Raw genomic sequence first — 23,059 nt, 5'->3', positions numbered from 1 at the left:
TCCATGCGTCTTCACATGCTAAGCGGAGTGTGATGTTGTTACTTCGTTAAGTAGTTCGGCTTGACGCCGACGGCCGCCGCCGCGTTGGCTTTTCAGACACCTGGGTCAGCATGTCGCACCCATGTCCGGAACGCACCTGAAGTGAGCCCCCGAATGCGTCGTATCGCCATAGCCGTGGCCGCCTCCACGCTGTCCCTCTCGCTCGCCGGATGCGGCATGCTGGGCGCGACGGACGAGCCGGGCGAAGCGACACCGACCAAGGGCGACGACGTCACCGTGGGCCTGCTGATGCCGGAGGAGACGAACACCCGCTACGAGCAGTTCGACTACCCCATCATCAAGGCCAAGGTCGCCGAACTCACCAACAACAAGGGCAAGGTCGAGTACGCCAACGCGGCCGCCAAGAGCTCGACCCAGGTCACCCAGATGGAACGGATGATCGAGGACAAGGTCGACATCATCCTGCTGGACGCCGTCGACTCCAAGTCCATCGCGGACACGGTGAAGAAGGCCAAGGAGGCGGGCATCCCCGTCATAGCCTACGACCGGCTGGCCCAGGGCCCGATCGACGCGTACGTCTCCTTCGACAACGAGCTCGTCGGCGAGGTCCAGGGCCGCACCCTGGTGGAGGCGCTGGGCTCGGCCGACCTGAGCGACAAGGTCGTCATGATGAACGGCTCGCCCACCGACCCGAACTCCGCCCAGTTCAAGCAGGGCGCGATGTCGGAGCTCAGCGGCCGGGTGACGATCCCCGCGTCCGCGTCCTTCGACACCAAGGACTGGAGCCCGGTCGAGGCCGAGGCCAACATGACCAAGGCGATCGCTGCGATCGGCGCGAGCAAGATCTCCGCCGTCTACTCCGCCAACGACGCCATGGCCGGCGCCATCATCAAGGCCCTGAAGAAGGCGGGCGTCAGCGACAGCGAGATGCCCCCGATCACCGGCCAGGACGCGGAACTGTCCGCGGTGCAGCGGATCGTCAGCGGCGAGCAGTACATGAGCGTCTACAAGCCCTACCCGCAGATGGCCGCCGCCGCCGCGGAGATGGCCATCGCCAAGGCCCGCGGCCGGGACATCCAGTTCGAGTCGCTGACCCGCGACGAGGTCGACAGCCCCACCGACAAGGGCATCCGGGCCAACCTGGTCACCGTGGTCGCGCTGACCAAGAGCAACATCAAGGACACCGTCATCGCGGACGGCATCTACAAGGTGTCCGACATCTGCACCGCCGAGTACAAGACGCCCTGCCAGGCGATCGGCCTGCGGTAGTCGGTCTCAGGTGGTCGGCCTGCGGTAGTCGGTCTGAGGTAGTCGGCCGGACGTCCGTAAGGGCTTGAGGAGTCCGAGGGGGCACGCGTATCGCGTGCCCCCTCTCGTTGTTGCAACGCGAGCGGCGGAGGCCGGGAGAAACCCGTGGATAGGGGTGGTTTTCCACGGCCCCGGCGGGGGGAGACGTGTTGCGGAGCCGGTCCGGGCCGCGCATAGTTGCGCTGCGGAACACGCGGACTGCGGGGGGTGGGATGGACGATGGCCGGGCACGGGGCGCAGGACCATCCACACGGCGCCGACCGACTGTGCGAGGCCGGGGACCGCGTCTACTCGCGGGCCGTGCGCCGGGGCCGGGTGCCCCGCCGTGACGCCGAGCCGGTGCCCTGTCTGCTGGAGCTCGCCCTGCTCCACCCGGACCCCGACGACATGGACTGGCTGGTGCCGACCTCCCCGCAGGAGGTCATGACCCGGCTGCTGCACGGCCTGTACGACGAGGTGAGCGCGAGCCGGCGGCGGATGGGCTCGGCGGTCGCCGCCTTCGAGTGGTACGCGGGCCTGGGCGGGCCGGCCCCGTCCGCCGCCGTCGCCGAGGGCGCGGCGATCCGCGTCCTGGACGGCGACGCCCGCATCCAGGCGGCCCTGGACCAGGCGACGGAGGCGTGCACCACGGAGGTGCTGACCGTCCAGCCGGGCGGCATCCGGCGCGAGCACGAACTGTCCGAGGGACTGCACCGGGCGCTCGCCCTGCGCGGGCGGGGCGTGCGGATGCGCGACCTGTACACCCATGTCGCCCGGCACGGCCAAGGCCTCCTGAACTACCTGGAGTTGATGGGCGAGGCGGTGGAGGCGCGCACGCTCGACGAGGTCATCGACCGGCTGATCCTCTTCGACCGCACGGTCGCCTTCATCCCCGCCAACACCGACCGCACGATGGCGCTGGAGCTGCGCCACCCGGCGCTGATCGCCTACCTGGTCACCGTCTTCGAACGGCTGTGGCGGCTGGCGATCCCGCTGACCGCGCCGCTGCCCGACACCCGCATCGAGGGCATATCCCACCGCGAGCAGTCCATCGCGGCGCTCCTCGCGGAGGGGCATCAGGACGCGGTGATCGCGGAGCGGCTCGGCATCAGCGTCCGCACCTGCCGGGCGCACATCGCCCGCCTCTCGGAGACCCTGGGCGCGGCGAGCCGCACCCAACTGGGCGTGCGGATAGCCCAGGTGGGCCTGGACGGACCGCTCGGCGAGACGACGACCCCCGTCGGCGTCCCCGGTGGCCCGAGTGCCCCCGGTGGCCCGAGTGCCCCCGCTGCTCCGGGCGCTCCGGGCGTTCCCGGCCAAGGGTCCCCGACCGCCCGGTGAGAAAGCCGGGCCGCGTCCGGCTCCCGCTCGGTTCTGCCGCTCGGTTCTCCGACTCAGTTCTCCCGCTCCAGGATCCCCGACTGCGCTATGAGGAAGCCGAGTTGGGCGCGGCTTCCACTGCCGAGGATCGCCGCGAGCTTCGCGATGTGGGCGCGGCAGGTGCGTACGTTCATGCCGAGGCGGCGGGCGATGGCCTCGTCGACATGGCCCTCGACGAGGAGCTTGGCGATGGAGTGCTGGATGTCCGTGATGCCGCCGGGGGCCGTCTCGTAGGGGGCGCCGGCGCTGAGCGGGACCGAGCGGGCCCACATGAACTCGAAGACCTTCACCAGGTAGCGGACCAGGCCCGAGTGGCGCAGCTCCAGGGCGACCTGCTGGTCGTCGCGGGCCGGGATGAAGGCGACGGTCTCGTCGCAGACGATGAGCCGCTCCACCACCTCGTCGATCGTGCGGTACTCGACCTTGCCGTTGGCCAACTGGGCCACGTAGCCGAGCTTTTCGGGGCTGTAGCGGGCGGTGTGCTGGTACAGGGTGCGGATGCGCACACCGCGTTCGATCATGGGGCGGTCGCGTTCGAGACCCAGGGCGAGGCTGCGCTCGGAGAAGCGGTCGTCGCTGGGCTGGATGGTGAGCATCTCCGAACGGCACTGCGCCGTGGCGAGGTTGAGGGCCGCGTTGATGCGGGCGGGGCCCTCCAGCACGGTGATCGAGTGGTCGGTCGTCGTCGACTGGGCGCTCAGCGCGAGGAACGGCTCGAAGACGTCAGCGAGTTCGACGGACAGCCGGCGGCGTTCGGTGATCTCCTTCTCGATGGGGTGCAGCCGCTGGGCGAGGGCGACGCCCGGTGGAACCGGACGCAGCCAGTCGGCGTCGTCCGGGTCGGGGAGGAGAAGGGCGAGGTCCACCAGACAGGGTGCGGACTCCGCGTCCACCCGGGCGACCCTCCCCGTGCGCAGGGCGTTGGCGTAAAGTCGGCCACCTTCCTCGCACAGTTGGGTCACCGCATGGGGATGCGTTGCTTTAGTCTGATTTGCCACGAAATCTCCACCCCCCAGGGTCCTGAACATGCAGGAACATGATGCATCGATCCTGTGGTCATGACGTGCCCGAATGAGCCATCGTCTTTACCGACGGGGGAAGAGGAGACTTTCAAGTGAGGACGAGGCCGACCATGTGCCACAGAATGCTTCGCTCGGTGCTTGTTGCCGCCCTCTCCGCCGTGGTGGCCTTCGGGGTGCTGAGCGGCCATTCCGACGCGAAGGACGGGGTGTCGGCGGACAGCCACTGGCCGTCGTCCGTCGAGTCCGTGACGCTGGCGGACAGTCACTGGCCGGTGGTCGTCGTCGACGGCCCCGAACCCGAGGCCCCGACCTCCGGCGCGGCGGACGGATCCGGAGCCTGATGTGACCACTCCACCCGACGACCGCTCCTTCCGCCGCGAGATGGCCACGGCCTACCGCTCCGGCTGGCACTTCATCGACCTGGTCACCGCCATCCCCCACAGCGGTGACTCCCTGATGGTGGCCGTGTTCGGAGAGCCGGTCGTGGTGACGCGGGACGAGGAGGGCGACGTACGGGCGTACAAGTGCCTGCGGCGGCCCCGGGGGGCGCCGCAGCCCGTGAGGTGTGCCATCCGGTACGGAATGATCTTCGTGAACCTGGACCAGCGCGACCACCAGCTGGCGGAGCCGGCGAGTCCGGCGGCCCCCAGGACCATCTCAGCCACCCCCCGCAGTGCCTGACGCGATTCCCCCGTCGTAACAGATCGCCTCAGGTGCTTCCCCCCGCAGCGGCGTCACCGTGACCTGAACACGGTGACGCCGCTGCAGTTTGCGCCGACATTTCCGGACTCGTGACCTCCCGCCCAGCGGCTGAAAACCGCCCCTGTCCGACGGGTGGACGGCCCTCGCGCCGACCCGTTCCCGGGGTCCGCTCAGCCCCGGCCCATGGCACGTGTCAGGTGGATCTCGATCACCGCGCGCGTGGGGTTCGGGCGCGGGGGATGCCCGTAGCGCTGCTCGTAGCGGTGCTCCGCCTCCGCGACCCGGTCCGGGTCCGTGTGGGCGAAGGCGACGCCCTCCAGGGTGGCCCAGCGGCGGCCGTCGACCTGGCAGACGGCGACCCGGGCGCCCTCGGGCCCCGCCGTCAGCACGTTTCGCACCTTTCTGCTCGCCCGGTCGGCGATCACCCGAGCCAGACGGGCCTCAGGGTCGTATGTCACTCCGACCGGAACGACGTGCGGGGAGCCGTCCGGACGTGGTGTGGTCAGGGTGCACACATGCCGTTCACGCCAGAAGGCGAGGTACGGCGCGTCGGGAGAGCCCGGGTTCTGGGGGTATGCGGCCATGGAGCGGAACTTAGCGGCTCCGGAGCGCCCCACCGTACCTTGAGTGGAATAGACTCAACTTTGTGTACGTTGTGTGAGTCAGTGCTGTGTGAGTGAGTGCCGACGGCTGACGCAAGGAGGAGACAGCGAACGTGGACGCCGAGCTGACCAACCGGAGCCGGGACGCCATCCAGGCGGCCGGCAACGGGGCCCTGTCCGGGGGCCACCCCGACCTGACCCCCGCGCATCTGCTCCTGGCCCTTCTGGAAGGCCAGGACAACGAGAACATCGTCGATCTGCTCGCCGCCGTGGACGCCGACCAGGCCGCCGTACGGGCCGACGCGGAGAAGGTGCTGGGCTCGCTGCCCAGCGTGGCCGGCTCCACCGTCGCGCCGCCGCAGCCCAACCGCGAGCTGCTCGCGGTGATCGCCGACGCGCAGGCGCGGGCCAAGGAGCTCGGGGACGAGTACCTGTCGACCGAGCACCTGCTCATCGGGATCGCCGCCAAGGGCGGCCAGGCCGCCGACGTGCTCGTCCGGCACGGCGCCGCCCCGAAGAAGCTGCTGGACGCCTTCCGCAAGGCCCGCGGCAACCGCCGGGTGACCACCGCCGACCCCGAGGGGCAGTACAAGGCGCTGGAGAAGTTCGGCACGGACTTCACCGCCGCCGCGCGGGACGGCAAGCTCGACCCCGTCATCGGGCGCGACACCGAGATCCGGCGCGTGGTGCAGGTGCTCTCCCGCCGCACCAAGAACAACCCCGTCCTCATCGGCGAGCCCGGCGTCGGCAAGACCGCCGTCGTCGAGGGTCTCGCCCAGCGGATCGTGAAGGGCGACGTGCCCGAGTCGCTGAAGGACAAGCGGCTCGTCGCGCTCGACCTGGGCGCGATGGTGGCCGGCGCGAAGTACCGCGGCGAGTTCGAGGAGCGGCTGAAGACCGTCCTGGCCGAGATCAAGCAGTCGGACGGGCAGATCATCACCTTCATCGACGAGCTGCACACCGTCGTGGGCGCCGGCGCGGGCGGCGACTCCGCCATGGACGCGGGCAACATGCTCAAGCCCATGCTGGCCCGCGGCGAGCTGCGCATGGTCGGCGCGACCACCCTCGACGAGTACCGCGAGCGCATCGAGAAGGACCCGGCGCTGGAGCGCCGCTTCCAGCAGGTGCTGGTGGCGGAGCCGACCGTCGAGGACACCATCGCCATCCTGCGCGGGCTCAAGGGCCGCTACGAGGCCCACCACAAGGTGCAGATCGCCGACAGCGCGCTGGTCGCCGCCGCCACCCTCTCCGACCGGTACATCACCTCCCGCTTCCTCCCCGACAAGGCCATCGACCTCGTCGACGAGGCCGCCTCCCGGCTGCGCATGGAGATCGACTCGTCCCCCGTCGAGATCGACGAACTCCAGCGCTCCGTCGACCGGTTGAAGATGGAGGAGATGGCGCTAGCCAAGGAGACCGACGCCGCCTCCCGTGAGCGCCTGGACAAGCTGCGCCGCGATCTCGCCGACAAGGAAGAGGAGTTGCGCGGCCTCACCGCCCGCTGGGAGAAGGAGAAGCAGTCCCTCAACCGGGTCGGCGAGCTGAAGGAGAAGCTCGACGAACTGCGCGGCCAAGCCGAACGCGCCCAGCGCGACGGCGACTTCGACACCGCCAGCAAGCTGCTCTACGGCGAGATCCCCACCCTGGAACGCGACCTGGAGGCCGCCTCCGAGGCCGAGGAGGAGGCTGCCAAGGACACCATGGTCAAGGACGAGGTCGGCTCCGACGACATCGCCGACGTCGTCGCCTCCTGGACCGGCATCCCGGCCGGCCGGCTGCTGGAGGGCGAGACGCAGAAGCTGCTGCGCATGGAGGACGAGCTCGGCCGGCGCCTCATCGGCCAGACCGAGGCCGTGCGCGCGGTCAGCGACGCCGTGCGCCGCTCCCGCGCCGGGATCGCCGACCCCGACCGGCCCACCGGTTCCTTCCTCTTCCTCGGCCCGACCGGCGTCGGCAAGACCGAACTGGCCAAGGCGCTCGCCGACTTCCTCTTCGACGACGAGCGGGCCATGGTCCGCATCGACATGTCGGAGTACAGCGAGAAGCACAGCGTCGCCCGCCTGGTCGGCGCCCCGCCCGGCTACGTCGGCTACGAGGAGGGCGGACAGCTCACGGAGGCGGTACGCCGCCGGCCGTACAGCGTCGTCCTGCTCGACGAGGTGGAGAAGGCCCACCCGGAGGTCTTCGACATCCTGCTCCAGGTGCTCGACGACGGCCGGCTGACCGACGGCCAGGGCCGCACGGTCGACTTCCGCAACGCCATCCTGGTGCTGACCTCCAACCTGGGCAGCCAGTTCCTGGTCGACCCGGTCACCAGCGAGGCGGAGAAGAAGGAACAGGTCCTGGAGGTCGTCCGCACCTCCTTCAAGCCGGAGTTCCTCAACCGGCTCGACGACCTGGTCGTCTTCTCGGCCCTGTCGAAGGACGAGCTGAGCCGGATCGCCCGGCTCCAGATCGACCGGCTGGCCCGGCGGCTCGCCGAACGCCGGCTCACCCTGGAGATCACCGACGCGGCCCTGACCTGGCTCGCCGACGAGGGCAACGACCCGGCGTACGGCGCCCGGCCGCTGCGCCGACTGGTCCAGACGGCCATCGGGGACCGCCTCGCCAAGGAGATCCTGTCCGGCGAGGTCAAGGACGGCGACACGGTCCGCGTGGACGCCTTCGGCGAGGGCCTGATCGTGGGCCCGGCGACGGCGACGGCGACGGCGACGGCGGAGGCCGGGACGCCGGACTCCGGGACGGCGGATCCCGGGACGGGCGGCCCCGCGAAGACGCTCTGACCCCTGCTTCCGGGTACCCGGGAACGTCCCGCTTTCTGGGTACTCGGCAGGTTCGACGGCCGGATCCTGTCAGCCCACGGCATACAGACCGAGCCGGGGTTGCCATTCCCCGCCCCTCCTGGGGGAGGATGGCGGGATCCGTACGAAGGGAAAATCACGGTGAGCATCGACCCGTCCTCGATTCCGAACTTCGGGGGCCAGCCCGAGCCGCAGCCTGAGGGACCGGCCGGCCCCGTCGTCCCGGATCAGGACCTGGTGAAGCAGCTCCTCGACCAGATGGAGCTCAAGTACGTCATCGACGACGAGGGCGACCTCGCGGCGCCGTGGGAGGAGTTCCGCACGTACTTCATGTTCCGCGGTGAAGCGGAACAGGCGGTCTACTCGGTGCGGACCTTCTACGACCGCCCGCACAAGATCGACGACAAGCAGCAGCTGCTGGAGTCGATCGACGACTGGAACCGCCGCACCCTGTGGCCCAAGGTCTACACCCACACCCACGACGACGGCACCGTCCGCCTCATCGGCGAGGCGCAGCTGCTGATCGGCGCCGGCGTGAACATCGAGCTGTTCGTCTCCTCGACGGTGAGCTGGGTGCGGGCCGCCATCGAGTTCGACAAGTGGCTCGTGGAGCAGCTGGGCCTCGAGCAGGAGGTCAACGACGCGGAGAAGCCCGAGGAGGGCGACGAGTAGCACCCGGCGACACGAGAGCCCGGCCAGGGCCGCGCCCCACAGGGACGCGCGCCACTGCCGGGCTCTCGCCGTTCCCGCACCGTCCCCGCGCTACTCCGGCAGCCCTGACACCCCTGACAGCCCTGCCAGCCGCTTCACCGCCTCCTCCAGCACGCCCGTCTGCTTGCAGAACGCGAACCGCACGAACGGCGCGCCCGCCTCGCGGTGGTCGTAGAACACGGCGTTCGGGATGGCCACCACCCCGGCGCGCTCGGGCAGCGAGCGGCAGAAGGCGAAACCGTCGCTCTCGCCGAGGGGGCGGATGTCGGTGGTGACGAAGTACGTGCCCGCCGGCCGGTAGACCGTGAAGCCCGCCGCGGCCGGCCCCGCCGACAGCAGGTCCCGCTTGGCCAGCATGTCCGCGCGGAACCCGTCGAAGTAGGCGTCGGGCAGCGCCAGCGCCTCGGCGATCGCGTACTGGAAGGGGCCCGACGCCACGTACGTGAGGTACTGCTTCGCCGAGCGCACCGCCGTGACCAGCGCGGGCGCCGCCGTCACCCAGGTGACTCCTCGTTGGCCTACCTGTTCCTGTGTGGTGCGACCAGGCCCCGCTGCGGACCTCCGGCACCGGCGGTGAGCGGGCGGCACAACCTGTCCGGACCGGTCTCCGGGCCCTACCGCAGGGCTCGGTGACGCGGCACTGCCCGTCGTATCCTGACCACACACGGGAAGGAGCCGTCCATGAGCGTCGACGCGATCGTGCACACCGAGTTCCCCAAGGGATACACGGTCCTGTTCGGAGCTGACGGAAAGGTGATCATGACTCCGCAGAGCTTCGAGCACTCCAGCACGATCAAGTCGATGCAGTACGACACGATCGTGTCCCTCGGACGCCATGCGAAGACCGCCTCCGACGTCTACATCGACTTCCCCGCCGACGAGAACTCCGCCCCGGATCTCGTGATCCTTCGCGAGGACGCCCGCCGGGAAGGCAAGCGCTACGGCTTCGAGGACGTCCTGCTGATCTCCGAGGTCGTCTCGACCTCCTCCGCGCGCAAGGACTACGACGACTGCACGGCCAAGTACGGTCGCTACGGCATCCCGATCTACCTGGTCGTCGACCCGTACGCCCAGGAAGTCGTCCTCCACACCCAGCCGACCGCCACCGGTTACATCGCGGCACACACCCACAAGTACGGGACGGGCAAACTCCCCATCCCCCTGGCCGACGGCCGCACCTTCACCCTCGACCTCGACGAGCTCCCGCGCCCGGAGCCCGAGGCAGACGCCCGCTGACGAAGCTCCCGGCGCGGCCAGTCCCCTGCCGTGAGGCCGTACGACGAAGTCCGGTTCCTCGCGAGGAGGTTCGAAGCCGCGGTGGCTGTGGGTGACAACCACCATGTCCGGCCCCTGAGGCCGATAGCGTGGAGCGGCAAGGACTGCTGCTGACAGGGTGGACGAATTTCATGCGGATGCGATTCGAACCCGAGGCCGAGGAAGAGTTCGAGGCGGCGTGCGGGCTGCTGGTGGACCGCCTCGTCCGGTGGGCCGGGGAGCAGGGGCTGCCGGTGGACGGGTTCACGGCTGAGACGGCACTGGACTACCGGCACCGGGCGACTGCCGACGGCCGACTGGGGTTGTGGGAGTCGCGCCATGTGGAGGAGCTCCTCCTCTCCTGGCTTCCCCAGCAGGTCACCGAGCTTCCCGGCGAGGAACGCGCCGACGCCCCGGGCACACTGGGCACGCTGCTGCGCTTTCTGCACGCCGCGCAGTTGGCGGACCCGCGCGGCCCCTCACTGCAGGATTCCCTTGGTGCGGTCGACAGGGTCGCGGACCGGCATCCGGCGGTGATGACGGACCGCACTCGCTGGGGACTGGCGAAGTTCTGGGCGATGACGGCCGCGGAGCAGGGCGTGGACGTCCAGGACGGGGCGGCGTTTCAGCGCTTCGCGGACCGGGCGCAGCGCGGGGCGGTCGCCTACGATCAGCAGGCTCTCGCCGCGATCATGGAACGGCGGCTGACCGGCCGCGCGCTGTCCGGCGTGGCCCGGGCCGAGCCGCAACTGCCCGTGATGCTTCCCCCGGACGACGAACTGCGCCGACGGGCCGAGGCGTCGACGACCGTGGCGCGGTTGCGCGGACTCACCGAATGGGCGGGGCAGGGCCGCCGACCGGTGACGGCGACGGGACGGCTGCGGATGGCGGAGGCCCGTGAGCTGGTGGACATACTCGGCACCGGCGACAAGATCGAGGGGGTGCGCTCTTCGGCCGACCTGCCGCGGCTGGGACTGCTGGTGGAGTGGGCGAAGAAGGCGCGCCTGGTCCGGGTGGTCAAGGGGCGGTTGTACGCGGTGGCCAAGGCCCGGCCGGTGCTGGCCGACCCGCTCCAGCTGTGGCTGCGCGCCTTCGACGCGTGCTTCGAACTGCGGCAGGCTCTGATCGGGGCGCACAGCGGCTGGCACGTCGAGTCGATGCTCTTCGACGTCTACGAGGACGTCCTGGACGATGTGCTGAACACGCTCTACAGCCTGCCGTACCCGATGCCCTGGCCGCGGCTGCGCGACACGGTACACCTGGCCTGTCGGGCCTCCTTCCAGCTCGACGCCGGGTCGGACCCTCAGCACCGGATGTGGTTCGAGCACGCCGACCGGGACCTGCGCGCGGTGCTCGACCTGCTGGACGACCTGGGCGCGATCGAGCGTGACCGTGGGATGGCCGATCCGGTGTTCCTCGACATCGATCTCTCCGATGCTGGTCCCGAGCTGCCCGCGGACATGCCGCCGGAGCTCGCGGAGCTGCTGGGCGGCGCGGGGGCGGCAACGGACCCGGCGGCGCGGGAGCGTGCCGATGCCCGGCGAGAGGAGCTGACCGCCGGGCCGGTCGAGCTCATCCGTCTCACCGAACTCGGTACCCGGGCCGTACGACAGCGGTTGCTGGCGGCCGGCAGGGACGCACCGGTGGTCGGTGAACTGGCCCAGGCGTCGGCGGCCGGCCTGCTGGGGGTGCTGGCCGAGGACTACGACCCGGACACCGCCCGCACGGAGCTGGCCGACTGGATCACGGCCCGTGGCGAGCGGGAAGGTGCCCTGCGGCAACTGACCGACGCCGTAAGGACCATGACCTTCCGCACGCGTGCGCAGGCGATGCTCGACGTGTTGTCGGTGGCGTTGGACGGTGAGGGGGAAGGGCTGCTGCGCACGCTGCGGCGAGACACACAGCTGGCGCCGCTGGCGCTGAACGCGCTGGCGCACCGTGAATTGCTGTCCCCCGAGGACATGACCGACGCCGAGCAGCTGCTGGTGCTCGCCGAGAGCCTGCTTCAGCTCGTGGAGTTGGCGGGCGGCGGGGACGGCGCCGAGGAGATGCTGCGTGCCCAGGGTCCCCAGGCCAGGGACGCGGTTGCCGCCGCGTTGGGCTCCGCCCACCCGGACCGGGCCGGACTCGACGAGCTCGGGCAGCTGGCGGCCCGGGCACTGGGTACCCACGGCGCCCGCGTCGGCCGCGCCCGGAAGGCTCGGCGCTCCGCAGGCAAGAGCGGCCGCAAGCGTCGCCGCTGACCGGGTGACACCGCATGGTCTCCCGGGCGCCGGGCAGAGGGAAACCGATGGTGCCGGCGTGATACGTCCTTGGTGACGCGTTACCGGCGGGGCCGTGGCTGAGGGATGGGTCGAGGACGGGCTGCGGGCCCTGCGTGGTGCGCTCCACGCGCAGGACGGGGTGACGCTGCTTGCGGCGTTGCGTCGGGGACCCGTGCGTGAGGTGCTGCAGCTGGCCGGCGAGGGTGTGGCCGGGACCGCGGCACAGGGCCTGCCGGGGGCTGCGGGGATGGCGGCCCTGTTTCTCGGCGCGCTCCAGGAGCGCGGCTTCCGGGGCGATGAGGAACTGGCGGATCGGTTGCGTGCGGCCGCGGGAGACGCGGCGGTCCCCTTCCTGCGCCCGCTCGCGGTCGATCTGGAGATGCTCGCCATGCTGCTGGAGGGCGACCCGGCCGAGTCCGGTGGCCGGGTCGATCTGTCCACCGGGGAGTGCCGGCCTGCGTTCACCGATGAGCTGGGGCCTGGGCCCGAGGCTGAGGAGGACGACGATCCCGAGCGATGGCTGTACGTTCCGGCTCTGGGGTCCCGGGCCGGTTACCGGGACATAGAGCTGTTCATCGAAGAGGTCGGGGACGCCGCCCTTGCCGACCGGCTGCGGATCGCCATCGGCGGGCGGGGTGCCCTCCGGCGCTTCAAGGACGTCCTCGCCGGTGACGAGCACTCCTGGCGCCGGTACCACCGGTTCCGCGATGAGCGACAGCGCGGCAGGGCCCGCGCCTGGCTGGCCGAGGAGGGCTACCGCCCGCTTTCCGGCTCGTGGCAACCAGGCCGTGTGGCCGGTACAGATGCTGGTACGTCTGTTGTCGTCAGGGGGCCAGCGTCTTGAGTCGGGAGGCCGCCTCCTCCAGCACACCTGTCCGCTTGCAGAACGCGAAGCGAACGAAGGGCGCACCCTGCTCGCGGTGGTCGTAAAAGACCGCGTTGGGGATCGCGACCACCCCGCAGCGCTCCGGCAGTGAACGGCAGAAGGCGAAACCGTCGCTCTCGCCGAGGGGGCGGATGTCGGTGGTGACGAAGTACGTGCCCGCCGGGCGGTAGACCGCGAAGCCCGCCGCGGCCAGCCCCGCCGACAGCAGGTCCCGCTTGGCCAGCATGTCCGCGCGGAACCCGTCGAAGTAGGCGTCGGGCAGCGCCAGCGCCTCGGCGATCGCGTACTGGAAGGGGCCCGACGCCACGTACGTGAGGTACTGCTTCGCCGAGCGCACCGCCGTGACCAGCGCGGGCGCCGCCGTCACCCAGCCGACCTTCCAGCCGGTGAACGAGAACGTCTTGCCGGCGCTGCCGATGGTGACCGTCCGCTCCCGCATCCCCGGCAGCGTCGCCAGCGGCACGTGCTCGGCGTCGTCGAAGACCAGGTGCTCGTACACCTCGTCCGTGACGACCAGCAGGTCCCGCTCCACCGCCAGCTCGGCGATCGCCGTCAGCTCCGCCCGGGTGAGGACGGTGCCGGTCGGGTTGTGCGGGGTGTTGACCAGCAGCAGCCGGGTGCGGTCGGTGACGGCGTCGCGCAGCTCGTCCAGGTCCAGGCGGAAACGGGCCCGCTCCGGGTCCGGCCGCAGCGTCACCGGCACCCGCGTGCCGCCCGCCATCGCGATGCAGGCCGCGTAGGAGTCGTAGTACGGCTCCAGCGCGACGACCTCGTCGCCGGGCTCCACCAGCCCCAGCAGGGCGGCCGCGACGGCCTCGGTGGCGCCCGCGGTGACGAGGACCTCGGTGTCCGGGTCGAAGGACAGGCCGTAGCGGCGGCGCTGGTGATCGACGACCGCCGTCCTCAGCTCGGGGACGCCGGGACCCGGCGGGTACTGGTTGCCGCGCCCGTCCCGCAGCGCCCGCACCGCCGCCTCCCGCACCTCCTCGGGTCCGTCCGTGTCCGGGAAGCCCTGCCCGAGGTTGATCGCCCCCGTCCGCACGGCCAGCGCGGACATCTCGGCGAAGATCGTCGTCCCGAACTCGGTGAGACGGCGGTTGAGGAAGGGGCGTGCGGTGGAGGTCATGCCGGTCATCCTGCGTCGAAGCTCTGGACTTCCTCAAGTGTGCTTTGGTCCGTGAGACGGACGGGCATCCCCCGTGCACGCGACGCTCACACGTCGCGCGAGGCGCCCACGGGGGGCCGCTTCGGGGGATTCGAAAGGAGGGTGACGCCATGCTCATCGGTTTCATCCTGACGGCCATCGCCATCCTGCTCGTCGCGTCGCTCGTCGTCTACGCCAGCCACTCCGGCGGCGGGTCGTCGCGGCGGCACACCAGCCGGCCGCGCCGCACCGGGAGCCGCAGCGGCGGCTGGTGGGCCGGCGGCGACAGCGGCGGCTCGTCCTGCGGCTCGTCCTCGGGCAGCTCCTGCGGCGGCGGCTCCTCCTCCTGCGGGGGCGGCGGAGGCGGCGGATGCGGCGGCGGAGGCAGCTGACACGGGGCAGCTGAGCTCCCCCCGGGGGGAGCCGCATCCGGACCGCGGGGCCCGCCCCTGACCCAGGGCGCCCCGCGGTCGCACCATGTCCGGGCCCTTCGACTTCCCGGCCCTTCGACTTCCCGGCCCTGCGACGTCCGAGCCCTTCGGCGTCCGGGCCCTCCGACGATCTTCCGGACGGGGCGCACGGTGGTACGTCTGGGCCGCACGGCGTACGCCGTGGTTGAACAGTTGAGCTGTGGAGCCCTCTAGGGGATGGAAACCCCACGAAGTTGGGTAAAAACGCTGTGGCGGCGCCACCGTTCATGATTCCCTCTAAGTCACCAACGCGGCCCCTCGGACCCCTACGGACGCCCCGCGCGGACGTCCTTCCCAGAACGGGCCGACCGGGCCGACCTCCCGGTGTCAGCCGGGGTGCGCCGGACCTTTCCTCTTCTTTGCGTTCTAGCGGAGCCGAGTCATGCTCACGACCCTGCACACCTCCTACACCGACACGCGCGCGGCCGACCTCGCCTGGGCCCTGGGGCGTGAACCGCTGCCCGCCCTGGCCACCCTCGACCTCGAACTGTCCGGCGCCCAGGTCCAGTTGCGCCTCCTCGGCGCCTCGCACCAGGTGCTCCTCGAGGAGGAGCAGGGTCGTTGTTCGGAGACGGTGGCCTGCATCCCCGGCAGCAGCACCCCGCTGCCGCTCGGCGTGGCCAAGCGACTGGGCGACTGGGAGTACGAATTCGCCGCGCACGTCGAGATGTTGACGCCCAGTCAGTTCACCGCCCGCGCCCAGGAACTGCTGGCCCTGGTCTCCGACCACCCGCACGGTCTGGCCGGCGTCTTCCCCGGCAGCCCGCACGCCTTCACCGCGCTGCTCGCCCAGCGGCACGAGGGCCATGTGCACTGGCGCACCTGGCACGCGTACCCGCAGGACGGGCAGTTGGTGGCGACGAGGACGAGGGTGGGCATGCGGCTGCCGGGGCGCGCGAACGGCCCGTCCGGGAGCGGCGAGGCCCGGCCGCGGACGGCTCAAACCCACGGCGTCTGATCGACGCCGAGTTCCACACGTGTGGGTGACGAAGCGTCCCGGACTCGTGACGTAACGTCGCAGTCGTGATCGAGCCGCACGCCCCAGCCCCGCCCGGCGCCCCGCCCCCGTGGCGCGGCCCCGCGCGGCTCCCCGTCCGGCCGGACACCGGGCGGTTCCTGGTCCTCGCGTGCGTCTTCGTCTGCGCGGCCTGCGGACTGGTGTACGAACTCGAACTCGTCGCGCTCGCCTCGTACTTGATGGGCGACTCGGTCACCCAGGCCTCCGTGGTGCTCTCCGTGATGGTGTTCGCGATGGGCATCGGCTCCCTCGCCGCGAAACGGCTGTGCCGGTCCGCCGCCGCCGGGTTCGCCGCGATCGAGGTGGTGCTCGCGCTGGTGGGCGGGTGCAGTGCCATGGCGCTGTACGCGGTGTTCGCCTGGACGGGTGACTGGGGCGGCCTGTGGGCCGACGGCCCCCGGGTGCTGTTGGTCGCGTTCTCCCTCGCCATCGGGCTGCTCATCGGCGCGGAGGTCCCGCTGCTGATGGAGTTGATCCAGCGCATCCGCCGCCAGGACGCGGGGGGAGCGGTCGCCGACCTGTTCGCCGCGGACTACGTCGGCGCGCTCGTCGGCGGGCTCGCCTTCCCCTTCCTCCTGCTGCCCCTCTTCGGCCAGTTGACCAGCTCGCTGCTGACCGGCGCGGTCAACGTGGTCGCCGGGGGCGCGCTCGTCCTCGGCCTGTTCCGCCGCGACCTCAGCCGGCGCGCCCGCTGGCTCCTCGTCGTCGCCAACGTCACCGTCCTCGGCGTGCTCGCCTCCGCCGCCGTCCTCGTCGGCGACTTCGAGCGGGCCGCACGGCACGCGGTGTACGGCGACGACGTGCGGGTGGCCGTGCAGACCGGCGTCCAGGAGGTCGTCCTCACCGGCGACGCCGACGGGAGCCCCCTGGGCCTCTACCTCGACGGCCGGCTCCGGGGCGGCGGCCCCGAGGCGCGCCGGTACCACGAGGCCCTGGTCCACCCCGCGATGCACGGCCCGCACCGCCGGGTGCTGATCCTCGGCGGCGGCGACGGGCTGGCCGCCCGTGAGGTCCTCGCCCATCCCGGCGTCCACCGCGTCGACGTCGTCGAGCTCGACGCCCGGCTGATCCGGCTCGCCCGCACCGATCCGGCGCTCGCCCGCCTCAACGAGCACGCCTGGGACGATCCGCGCGTCCATGTCACCGTCGCCGACGCCTTCGGCCGGCTGCGGGAGATCCCGTCCGCCGCGTACGACGTGGTCCTCGCCGACCTGCCCGATCCGGGCATCACCGCGAGCACGAAGCTGTACTCCCAGGAGTTCTACGGCCTCGCCCGCCGCGTCCTGCGCCCCGGCGGCCGCCTCGCCGTCCACGCCGGCCCGGTCGCCGCCCGCCCCCGCGCCTTCTGGACGGTGGAGACGACCCTCCGCGCGGCGGGCCTGCGCACGGCCCCCTACCGAGCCGACGGCGACTGGGGCTTCGTCCTGGCGGCGACGGCCCACCACCCACCCCTCCACCTGACCGGGGGCGAGCGGGAGCTGGGGGGGCGGGTGGAGGGGCTGCCGGCCTCGACGTTGGTGCATCCGCGGTATTGAGGGGCGGGGAGGGGCGGTGAGGCAGTGAGGGCGTTCGGTGGCGGGGGCGTCACCGCGACGAGCCGTGCGGGTAGGGACGATCGTGGACGACTTGTGGCAGAGGGGAGGTGCGGTGCCGCACCCCTGGGTAGGCTCCGCATCTATGGAGCAAGAGGTGTTCGTTCCGGTTCCGGCCGAGCGGCTGAGGGGGGCCCTCGCCGACCCCGAGCAGGTGGCCCGGGCGGTTCCCGGGCTCCAGCAGGACGCCGGCACCGAGCCCGTCGCCGGCCGGCTGAAGCTGCGCGTCGCCGGCCACACCATCACCTACCGGGGCGCCCTGCGCGTCACCGCGCGCGAGGACGGCGCGTACGCCGTGGAGGGCGACGCCACCGAGGCCCGCGGGACCGGCACCGTCAAGATCGCGCTCACGGTGCGCGTCAGGGAGACGGAGGGCGGCACCGCGCTCCTCTTCGAGGGCACCGCGTCGGCGGAGGGCCGGATCGCGGAACTCCCGGCGGACGCGGTGGACTCGGCCGCCGCCCGCCTGCTGAACCGCTTCGCGGAGAACCTGGGGGAGGGGGCGGCGGAGACACCGGAGCCGCCCGCGCGGGAGACCCCTGAAGAGGAGCCCCCCGCTCCGGCCGCCGCCCCCGGCACCGTCTTCGAGACAGAGGTCCCCCCTCCGGGCCTGGAGGACGAGACGCGCGACGCCGTTGCCGACGACGCCGAGACCGACGGCGTCGACGATCTCCCGGACCCCGGCGTGCCCCCCGCCGAAGCCGCGCACGCGCGCCGCACGATGATCGGGCGCAGCGCCGAGGAGGTCGACCACGCCCCGCCGCGCGGGCGCTACGCACCGGTCCCGGCCCCGGAGACCGTCGCCGGCAACAACACCCTGCGCTGGGCGGCCCCGGCCGCCGCCTTCGTCGTCGCATCGGCGATCGTCGTAGGCAGGGCCCTACGCCGCCGCCGCTGAACCGCCACGCCGGGCGCACCCGCGCTGAGATCGCCCCCGGTGGACGGCCGCGGCAGGCTCGCGTTCAAGCGGTCGATGTCCGTGAACCGTCGCGTCGGGCGTACCCGCGCTGCGGTCGACCCCGGTGGACCCGTCGCGTCGGGCAGCCCTGTGCCGAAGTCGCCGCCGGTGGATGACCACGTCGGGAACACGCCAAGGCCTGTCCACGGTGGTGGTTCTTTCGGCGGCGGGTTCTTGATCGCCTCGGTAGGGTCGTGGCGTGAGCGACGAAGAGATCACGCTGACCGCGGGCGACGCGGAGGCGACCGTGCGGCCCGGTAACGGCGGACGGGTCACAGGACTGCGCGTCGGCGGCGTGGAACTGCTGCGGCAGGGCGAGCGGTTCGGCTGCTTCCCGATGGTGCCCTGGTGCGGGCGGATCCGGGACGGCCGGTTCCGGGACGGCGCGCACGTCCACCAGATGCCGCTGAACTCCCCGCCGCACGCCATCCACGGCACCGTCCGCGACGGCGCCTGGCGGGTGGCCCGCAGCTCGGCCGACGAGGCGGTCCTGACGTACGACCTGGTGGAGCCCTGGCCCTACCCCGGCCGGGTCACGCAGATCGTCGCGCTGACCGAGGAGGCGCTGACGCTGTCCATGGCGGTGGAGACGTACGGCTCGTCCTTCCCCGCGCAGATCGGCTGGCACCCCTGGTTCAACCGCCACCTCAGCGACGACGGACCGTCGGTGCAGCTGGCTTTCGACCCGGCCTGGCAGGAGCAGCGCGGCGACGACCACCTCCCCACCGGCGAGCGCGTCGAGCCGAAGCCGGGCCCCTGGGACGACTGCTTCGGCATGCCCGGCGGCGTGGACGTGACCCTCACGTGGCCGGGGCGGCTCCGGCTGGAGGTGACCAGCCCCGAGCGGTGGGTCGTCGTCTACGACGAGCAGGAGGCGGCCGTGTGCGTGGAACCGCAGACCGGCCCGCCGGACGGGCTGAACTCCCACCCGCGGCTGGTCACGCCCCTGGACCCGCTGGAGACCAGCACGACCTGGCGCTGGACCCGCCTCTGAGCAGCGCCTCTAAGCTGTTCGGCATGACGGACACACGTGGCGCGCTGCTGCGACAGATCAAGGACAAGGCCGTGGTGCACGGCAAGGTGACCCTGTCGTCGGGTCTGGAGGCCGACTACTACGTCGACCTGCGCCGGATCACCCTCGACGGGGAGGCCGCGCCGCTCGTCGGGCAGGTCCTGCTGGACCTGACGGCGGAGCTGGACTTCGACGCCGTCGGCGGCCTGACCATGGGCGCCGACCCGGTCGCCGCCGCGATGCTGCACGCCGCCGCCGCGCGCGGCCGCAGGCTGGACGCCTTCGTGGTGCGCAAGGCGGCCAAGGCGCACGGACTCCAGCGGCGCGTCGAGGGCCCGGAGATCAAGGGCCGCCGGGTGCTGGTCGTCGAGGACACCTCCACCACCGGCGGCTCGCCGCTCACCGCCGTCGAGGCCGTGCGCGAGGCGGGCGCCGAGGTCGTGGGCGTCGCGACGATCGTGGACCGGGCGACCGGCGCCGCAGAGAAGATCCAGGAGGGCGCGGGCGTGCCCTACCTGTACGCGTACGCCAAGGACGAGCTGGGCCTGGACTGACCGGCGGGCGGACACCCGCTGGAGCATCGGGCCATGTCTGGAAAGATGGGGACGACGATGACGTCGCACCCCAGGTCTAGGTCAGGGCCGTAAGAACGCAGAACGCCAACCCGCACACCCAAGGAGCGGACGAATGCCCATCGCAACCCCCGAGGTCTACAACGAGATGCTCGACCGGGCGAAGGCAGGCAAGTTCGCCTACCCGGCCATCAACGTCACCTCGACCCAGACCCTGCACGCGGCACTGCGCGGCTTCGCGGAGGCGGAGAGCGACGGCATCATCCAGATCTCCACGGGTGGCGCCGAGTTCCTGGGCGGCCAGTACAGCAAGGACATGGTGACGGGCGCGGTCGCGCTCGCGGAGTTCGCGCACATCGTCGCCGAGAAGTACCCGGTCACGGTGGCCCTGCACACCGACCACTGCCCGAAGGACAAGCTCGACGGGTACGTACGGCCGCTGCTCGCGATCTCCCAGAAGCGCGTCGAGGCGGGTCTCGGCCCGCTGTTCCAGTCGCACATGTGGGACGGCTCCGCCGAGACCCTCTCCGACAACCTGACCATCGCGCAGGAGCTGCTGGAGAAGGCCCGCGCCGCGAAGATCATCCTCGAGGTGGAGATCACGCCGACCGGCGGCGAGGAGGACGGCGTCTCGCACGAGATCAACGACTCCCTGTACACGACGGCCGAGGACGCGATCCGCACCGCCGAGGCGCTCGGCCTGGGCGAGAAGGGCCGCTACCTGCTGGCCGCGTCCTTCGGCAACGTCCACGGCGTGTACAAGCCGGGCAACGTCGTCCTCCGCCCCGACCTGCTGAAGGAGCTGAACGAGGGCGTCGCCGCCAAGTTCGGCCGGCCGGCCGGCTCGCAGCCGTTCGACTTCGTCTTCCACGGCGGCTCCGGCTCCACGGCGGAGGAGATCGCGACCGCGCTGGAGAACGGCGTCGTCAAGATGAACATCGACACGGACACGCAGTACGCCTTCACGCGTCCCGTCGCGGCCCACATGTTCAAGAACTACGACGGCGTCCTGAAGGTCGACGGCGAGGTCGGCGACAAGAAGACCTACGACCCGCGGACCTGGGGCAAGCTGGCCGAGGCGAGCATGGCGGCGCGCGTCGTCGAGGCGACGCAGAACCTGCGCTCGGCGGGGACGAAGATCAAGTAAGCGCTCTCCCCCGCAGCGGCTCATCGAGGGCCCGGCGCCCGTGCTCCCGCACGGCGTCGGGCCCTCGTGTGTCCGGAAGCCGCCGTCCGTGAGCCGTCCCTGACGCAATACCGGGGAGCGGGATGTCAGGGGCATGCTCTACGCTGCGGATCACCGCGCCCCGGTCCGGGGCGGCGGTATCCGCGTCCCCGTCTGGGGCGCGAAGGACCAATGGGGGGTCTCTTCATCGTGCGTAAGCGCACTCTCTCGGCCGCGACGGCGCTCGCGGTCCTCTTCAGCTCCGCGGCACTGGTCGTGGGCACCGCGGGCTCGGCGACGGCGGACAGCAGCAAGGTCCTGCCGCTGAGGTCCACGGGCGACGTCGTGGTGGACGGCGTCCACAAGAAGATCTTCGTCAGCGACCCGTACCTCGGCAAGGTCGTCGCCACCGACTACGAGGGCAGGGTGCTGGGCTCCGTCACCGGCCTGCCCGGTGTCACCGGCCTCGCGCTCTCCGCCGACTCGGGCCGCCTGTACGCCGCCGTCCCGGGTGCCGACGCGGTCGTGGCCCTGGACACCGCGGCGGTCACCGAGCAGGCCCGGTACGCGACCGGCGAGGGCACCGACCCGCGCTACGTCGCCCTCGCCGGCGGCAAGGTCTGGTTCGGCTACGGCGGCGACTACGACGGCGCGATCGGCTCGGTCGACGTGACCGGCGCCGAGCCGGTGGTCGCCCTGGACCAGGACGCCGACACCGAGTACTCGGGCGCCCCGCGCCTGGTCTCCTCGCCCGCGAACCCGAACGTCATCGCGGCCGCCAGCTCCTCCTACCACCGGTTCGCCGTAGCGACGTACGACGTGACGACGGGCGCCGCGGCCCGCACCGCGCTCAACACCACCGCCTGGTCCGGCATCACCAACGATCTCGCCTACACGCCGGACGGCAACCGCCTCATCACGGCGAACGCCGGCAACGTGCACCACGTCTTTCAGACCTCGGACCTCGCCGAGGTGGGCACCTACCCGAGCGATCACAGCGGCGCGGCCGTGGCCGTCGCCACCGACGGCACCGTCGCGGTGGGCTCCGGCTCGGTGTACCGGGACGACGTCTTCGTCTACCGGCCCGGCGAGACGAAGTCCGTGCGCACGTACGACTTCCCGAACACCAGCAGCAGCAGCGGCGGGGACTCACTCGTCGACGGCGGTCTGGCCTGGGAGCCCGGCGGCGGCCGGCTCTTCGCGGTGACCAACAACTCCGACACCAATCCGCGTCTCCAGGTCCTGGACGAGCCGACCAAGTCCGCGCCGACGGTCACCGTCAAGGCGCCGGCGACGGCCCAGCGCGCCAAGCCGCTCACCGTCTCCGGCACGGTCGCCGCGACGCTGGCGCTGCCCGCCGGCACGCCGCTCACCGTGACCCGGTTCGACGTCGAGGCCCCGCAGGGCAAGGCGCTCGGCGTGAAGAAGCTCGGCGCGAACGGGGCGTTCTCGTTCACGGACACCCCGACGGCCTCCGGGAACGTCACCTACAAGGTGGCGTACGCCGGGGACGCCCAGCACTCGGCCGCCTCCGGGACCGCGCTGGTCAAGGTCGCCCACGCCAAGACCGCGCTGACCCTGGACCGCAACGGCCTCACGGTCAACTACGCCACGACGGTGACGTACACGGCCACCCTCGGCCCGACCTACAAGAACCGTGTCGTGGAGATCTGGGCCGACCCGTGGGGCCCGGAGCCGAAGCGGCTGCTCAAGCGCGGTGCCGTCAACGCCAAGGGCAAGCTGACGGCGTCGATGTGGATGAGCCGTGACACCACGGTCACCGCGGTCTTCGCCGGCGACGCCCGCTACGGCTGGGCCCAGGCCACGTCCGGCGTGCGCACGCGCGCGGGCGTGTCGACCTCGCTCTCGCGCCACTACAAGTGGACGAAGTTCGGCAACACCTGGTACCAGACCTACCGCCAGACGGCCGACCCGCTCATCACCACCTGGCACAACGCCTACCCGGGCCGGCACACCCGCCTGGACTTCCAGGTCTTCGTCCAGGGCGCCTGGTACTCGGGCGGCGACCCCGAGTACTTCCCGCTGGGCAGCGACGGCAAGTCGCTCGTCACCCTCGACGGCGACGGCGCGGCCGGCTACCGCTTCCGCGTCCGCTCGGCGTACATCGACGGCTACAACGGCGACAACGTGAACGCCACGGTGTACGGCCCGTGGAAGTACTTCAACTTCACGCGCTGAGCGAGGCGCGCGAGGTGAAC

At 71.6% G+C, this 23,059-nt stretch carries 20 protein-coding genes and 1 pseudogene; 17 read left to right on the top strand and 4 right to left on the bottom strand.

Annotated elements, in window-relative coordinates; genetic code table 11:
• The first annotated feature begins 153 nt into the window (after window positions 1-153).
• Both ACFYX4_RS17900 and ACFYX4_RS17895 read left to right on the top strand, forming a co-directional pair.
• Window positions 154-1,269 (top strand): sugar ABC transporter substrate-binding protein, encoded by a 1,116-nt coding sequence (locus ACFYX4_RS17900; protein ID WP_389333372.1) that lies wholly within the window; start codon window positions 154-156, stop codon window positions 1,267-1,269.
• A 258-nt stretch (window positions 1,270-1,527) separates the two neighbouring features.
• Window positions 1,528-2,628: a LuxR C-terminal-related transcriptional regulator gene (locus ACFYX4_RS17895; protein ID WP_389333369.1), complete on the top strand. Its 1,101-nt coding sequence runs from the start codon at window positions 1,528-1,530 to the stop codon at window positions 2,626-2,628.
• Window positions 2,629-2,681: 53 nt separating this feature from the next.
• Here the strand turns inward: ACFYX4_RS17895 and ACFYX4_RS17890 are convergent, their stop codons facing one another.
• Entirely contained in the window at window positions 2,682-3,695 is a 1,014-nt protein-coding gene (locus ACFYX4_RS17890) for a helix-turn-helix transcriptional regulator (RefSeq protein WP_389333366.1), read from the bottom strand.
• A 128-nt stretch (window positions 3,696-3,823) separates the two neighbouring features.
• On the opposite strand from ACFYX4_RS17890, the gene ACFYX4_RS17885 reads away from it, so the two are divergent.
• Entirely contained in the window at window positions 3,824-4,030 is a 207-nt protein-coding gene (locus ACFYX4_RS17885; protein ID WP_389333364.1) for a hypothetical protein, read from the top strand.
• 1 nt (window position 4,031) lies between these two features.
• Window positions 4,032-4,370, top strand: a complete 339-nt coding sequence (locus ACFYX4_RS17880) for a hypothetical protein (protein WP_389333361.1) — start codon at window positions 4,032-4,034, stop codon at window positions 4,368-4,370.
• Window positions 4,371-4,561: 191 nt separating this feature from the next.
• Here the strand turns inward: ACFYX4_RS17880 and ACFYX4_RS17875 are convergent, their stop codons facing one another.
• Window positions 4,562-4,975 carry a pyridoxamine 5'-phosphate oxidase family protein gene (locus ACFYX4_RS17875; protein WP_389333358.1) on the bottom strand — a complete coding sequence of 138 codons (414 nt, stop codon included), beginning with the start codon at window positions 4,973-4,975 and terminating at the stop codon, window positions 4,562-4,564.
• Between the two features lie 131 nt (window positions 4,976-5,106).
• On the opposite strand from ACFYX4_RS17875, the gene clpB reads away from it, so the two are divergent.
• Complete coding sequence (gene clpB / locus ACFYX4_RS17870) at window positions 5,107-7,776, top strand: ATP-dependent chaperone ClpB (RefSeq protein WP_389333355.1); 2,670 nt, start codon at window positions 5,107-5,109, stop codon at window positions 7,774-7,776.
• Between the two features lie 159 nt (window positions 7,777-7,935).
• Window positions 7,936-8,466, top strand: coding sequence for a YbjN domain-containing protein (locus tag ACFYX4_RS17865; RefSeq protein ID WP_389333352.1), 531 nt, complete (start codon window positions 7,936-7,938; stop codon window positions 8,464-8,466).
• A gap of 90 nt (window positions 8,467-8,556) precedes the next feature.
• Here ACFYX4_RS17865 and ACFYX4_RS17860 read toward each other — a convergent pair.
• Window positions 8,557-9,012: pseudogene (locus ACFYX4_RS17860) on the bottom strand (aminotransferase class I/II-fold pyridoxal phosphate-dependent enzyme); the annotation flags it as partial.
• A 174-nt stretch (window positions 9,013-9,186) separates the two neighbouring features.
• Between ACFYX4_RS17860 and ACFYX4_RS17855 the strand changes: the two are divergent.
• From ACFYX4_RS17855 to ACFYX4_RS17845, 3 genes are all read left to right on the top strand, one after another.
• On the top strand, window positions 9,187-9,741 hold the full coding sequence (locus ACFYX4_RS17855; protein WP_128379781.1) for a Uma2 family endonuclease: 555 nt from the start codon (window positions 9,187-9,189) through the stop codon (window positions 9,739-9,741).
• A gap of 176 nt (window positions 9,742-9,917) precedes the next feature.
• Window positions 9,918-12,002: a hypothetical protein gene (locus ACFYX4_RS17850; protein WP_389333349.1), complete on the top strand. Its 2,085-nt coding sequence runs from the start codon at window positions 9,918-9,920 to the stop codon at window positions 12,000-12,002.
• Window positions 12,003-12,195: 193 nt separating this feature from the next.
• Window positions 12,196-12,867, top strand: coding sequence for a UPF0158 family protein (locus tag ACFYX4_RS17845; RefSeq protein WP_389333346.1), 672 nt, complete (start codon window positions 12,196-12,198; stop codon window positions 12,865-12,867).
• On the opposite strand, the gene ACFYX4_RS17840 is transcribed toward ACFYX4_RS17845, so the two are convergent.
• Window positions 12,848-14,044 (bottom strand): pyridoxal phosphate-dependent aminotransferase, encoded by a 1,197-nt coding sequence (locus ACFYX4_RS17840; RefSeq protein ID WP_389333343.1) that lies wholly within the window; start codon window positions 14,042-14,044, stop codon window positions 12,848-12,850. The two genes, ACFYX4_RS17845 and ACFYX4_RS17840, sit on opposite strands and share 20 nt — an antisense overlap.
• A gap of 140 nt (window positions 14,045-14,184) precedes the next feature.
• Here ACFYX4_RS17840 and ACFYX4_RS17835 point away from each other — a divergent pair, with 140 nt between their 5' ends.
• The 8 genes from ACFYX4_RS17835 (at window position 14,185) to ACFYX4_RS17800 (ending at window position 23,039) form a co-directional block, all read left to right on the top strand.
• Window positions 14,185-14,445 carry a hypothetical protein gene (locus ACFYX4_RS17835; protein ID WP_389333340.1) on the top strand — a complete coding sequence of 87 codons (261 nt, stop codon included), beginning with the start codon at window positions 14,185-14,187 and terminating at the stop codon, window positions 14,443-14,445.
• 460 nt (window positions 14,446-14,905) lie between these two features.
• Window positions 14,906-15,481 carry a DUF2617 family protein gene (locus tag ACFYX4_RS17830; protein WP_389333337.1) on the top strand — a complete coding sequence of 192 codons (576 nt, stop codon included), beginning with the start codon at window positions 14,906-14,908 and terminating at the stop codon, window positions 15,479-15,481.
• 65 nt (window positions 15,482-15,546) lie between these two features.
• The gene (locus tag ACFYX4_RS17825; protein ID WP_389333334.1) at window positions 15,547-17,076 is read left to right on the top strand and encodes a polyamine aminopropyltransferase; all 1,530 of its coding nucleotides are present in this window, start codon (window positions 15,547-15,549) and stop codon (window positions 17,074-17,076) included.
• A 142-nt stretch (window positions 17,077-17,218) separates the two neighbouring features.
• The gene (locus ACFYX4_RS17820; RefSeq protein ID WP_389333331.1) at window positions 17,219-18,031 is read left to right on the top strand and encodes an SRPBCC domain-containing protein; all 813 of its coding nucleotides are present in this window, start codon (window positions 17,219-17,221) and stop codon (window positions 18,029-18,031) included.
• 259 nt (window positions 18,032-18,290) lie between these two features.
• Entirely contained in the window at window positions 18,291-19,085 is a 795-nt protein-coding gene (locus ACFYX4_RS17815) for an aldose 1-epimerase (protein WP_389333328.1), read from the top strand.
• Between the two features lie 23 nt (window positions 19,086-19,108).
• A complete protein-coding gene (gene pyrE, locus ACFYX4_RS17810; RefSeq protein WP_389333325.1) occupies window positions 19,109-19,657 on the top strand; it encodes an orotate phosphoribosyltransferase in 549 nt (182 codons plus the stop codon).
• Between the two features lie 133 nt (window positions 19,658-19,790).
• A complete protein-coding gene (fbaA, locus tag ACFYX4_RS17805) occupies window positions 19,791-20,822 on the top strand; it encodes a class II fructose-bisphosphate aldolase (protein ID WP_389333322.1) in 1,032 nt (343 codons plus the stop codon).
• 228 nt (window positions 20,823-21,050) lie between these two features.
• Window positions 21,051-23,039 carry a YncE family protein gene (locus tag ACFYX4_RS17800; protein WP_389333319.1) on the top strand — a complete coding sequence of 663 codons (1,989 nt, stop codon included), beginning with the start codon at window positions 21,051-21,053 and terminating at the stop codon, window positions 23,037-23,039.
• The last annotated feature ends 20 nt before the right edge of the window (window positions 23,040-23,059 follow it).

This window comes from Streptomyces sp. NPDC002328 (genome assembly GCF_042890065.1).
Classification (GTDB): Bacteria; Actinomycetota; Actinomycetes; order Streptomycetales; family Streptomycetaceae; genus Streptomyces.
This window is presented reverse-complemented; position numbering and strand designations above follow the sequence as displayed.

What these genes read in the sequence shown, in the direction of transcription:
- ACFYX4_RS17850 (WP_389333349.1), top strand. Translation starts at nt 9,918, where the DNA reads ATGCGATTCGAACCCGAGGCCGAGGAAGAGTTCGAGGCGGCGTGCGGG.
- ACFYX4_RS17875 (WP_389333358.1), bottom strand. Translation starts at nt 4,975, where the DNA reads ATGGCCGCATACCCCCAGAACCCGGGCTCTCCCGACGCGCCGTACCTC.
- pyrE (WP_389333325.1), top strand. Translation starts at nt 19,109, where the DNA reads ATGACGGACACACGTGGCGCGCTGCTGCGACAGATCAAGGACAAGGCC.
- ACFYX4_RS17855 (WP_128379781.1), top strand. Translation starts at nt 9,187, where the DNA reads ATGAGCGTCGACGCGATCGTGCACACCGAGTTCCCCAAGGGATACACG.
- ACFYX4_RS17900 (WP_389333372.1), top strand. Translation starts at nt 154, where the DNA reads ATGCGTCGTATCGCCATAGCCGTGGCCGCCTCCACGCTGTCCCTCTCG.
- ACFYX4_RS17835 (WP_389333340.1), top strand. Translation starts at nt 14,185, where the DNA reads ATGCTCATCGGTTTCATCCTGACGGCCATCGCCATCCTGCTCGTCGCG.
- ACFYX4_RS17820 (WP_389333331.1), top strand. Translation starts at nt 17,219, where the DNA reads ATGGAGCAAGAGGTGTTCGTTCCGGTTCCGGCCGAGCGGCTGAGGGGG.
- ACFYX4_RS17890 (WP_389333366.1), bottom strand. Translation starts at nt 3,695, where the DNA reads ATGTTCAGGACCCTGGGGGGTGGAGATTTCGTGGCAAATCAGACTAAA.
- ACFYX4_RS17895 (WP_389333369.1), top strand. Translation starts at nt 1,528, where the DNA reads ATGGCCGGGCACGGGGCGCAGGACCATCCACACGGCGCCGACCGACTG.
- fbaA (WP_389333322.1), top strand. Translation starts at nt 19,791, where the DNA reads ATGCCCATCGCAACCCCCGAGGTCTACAACGAGATGCTCGACCGGGCG.
- ACFYX4_RS17830 (WP_389333337.1), top strand. Translation starts at nt 14,906, where the DNA reads ATGCTCACGACCCTGCACACCTCCTACACCGACACGCGCGCGGCCGAC.
- ACFYX4_RS17840 (WP_389333343.1), bottom strand. Translation starts at nt 14,044, where the DNA reads ATGACCGGCATGACCTCCACCGCACGCCCCTTCCTCAACCGCCGTCTC.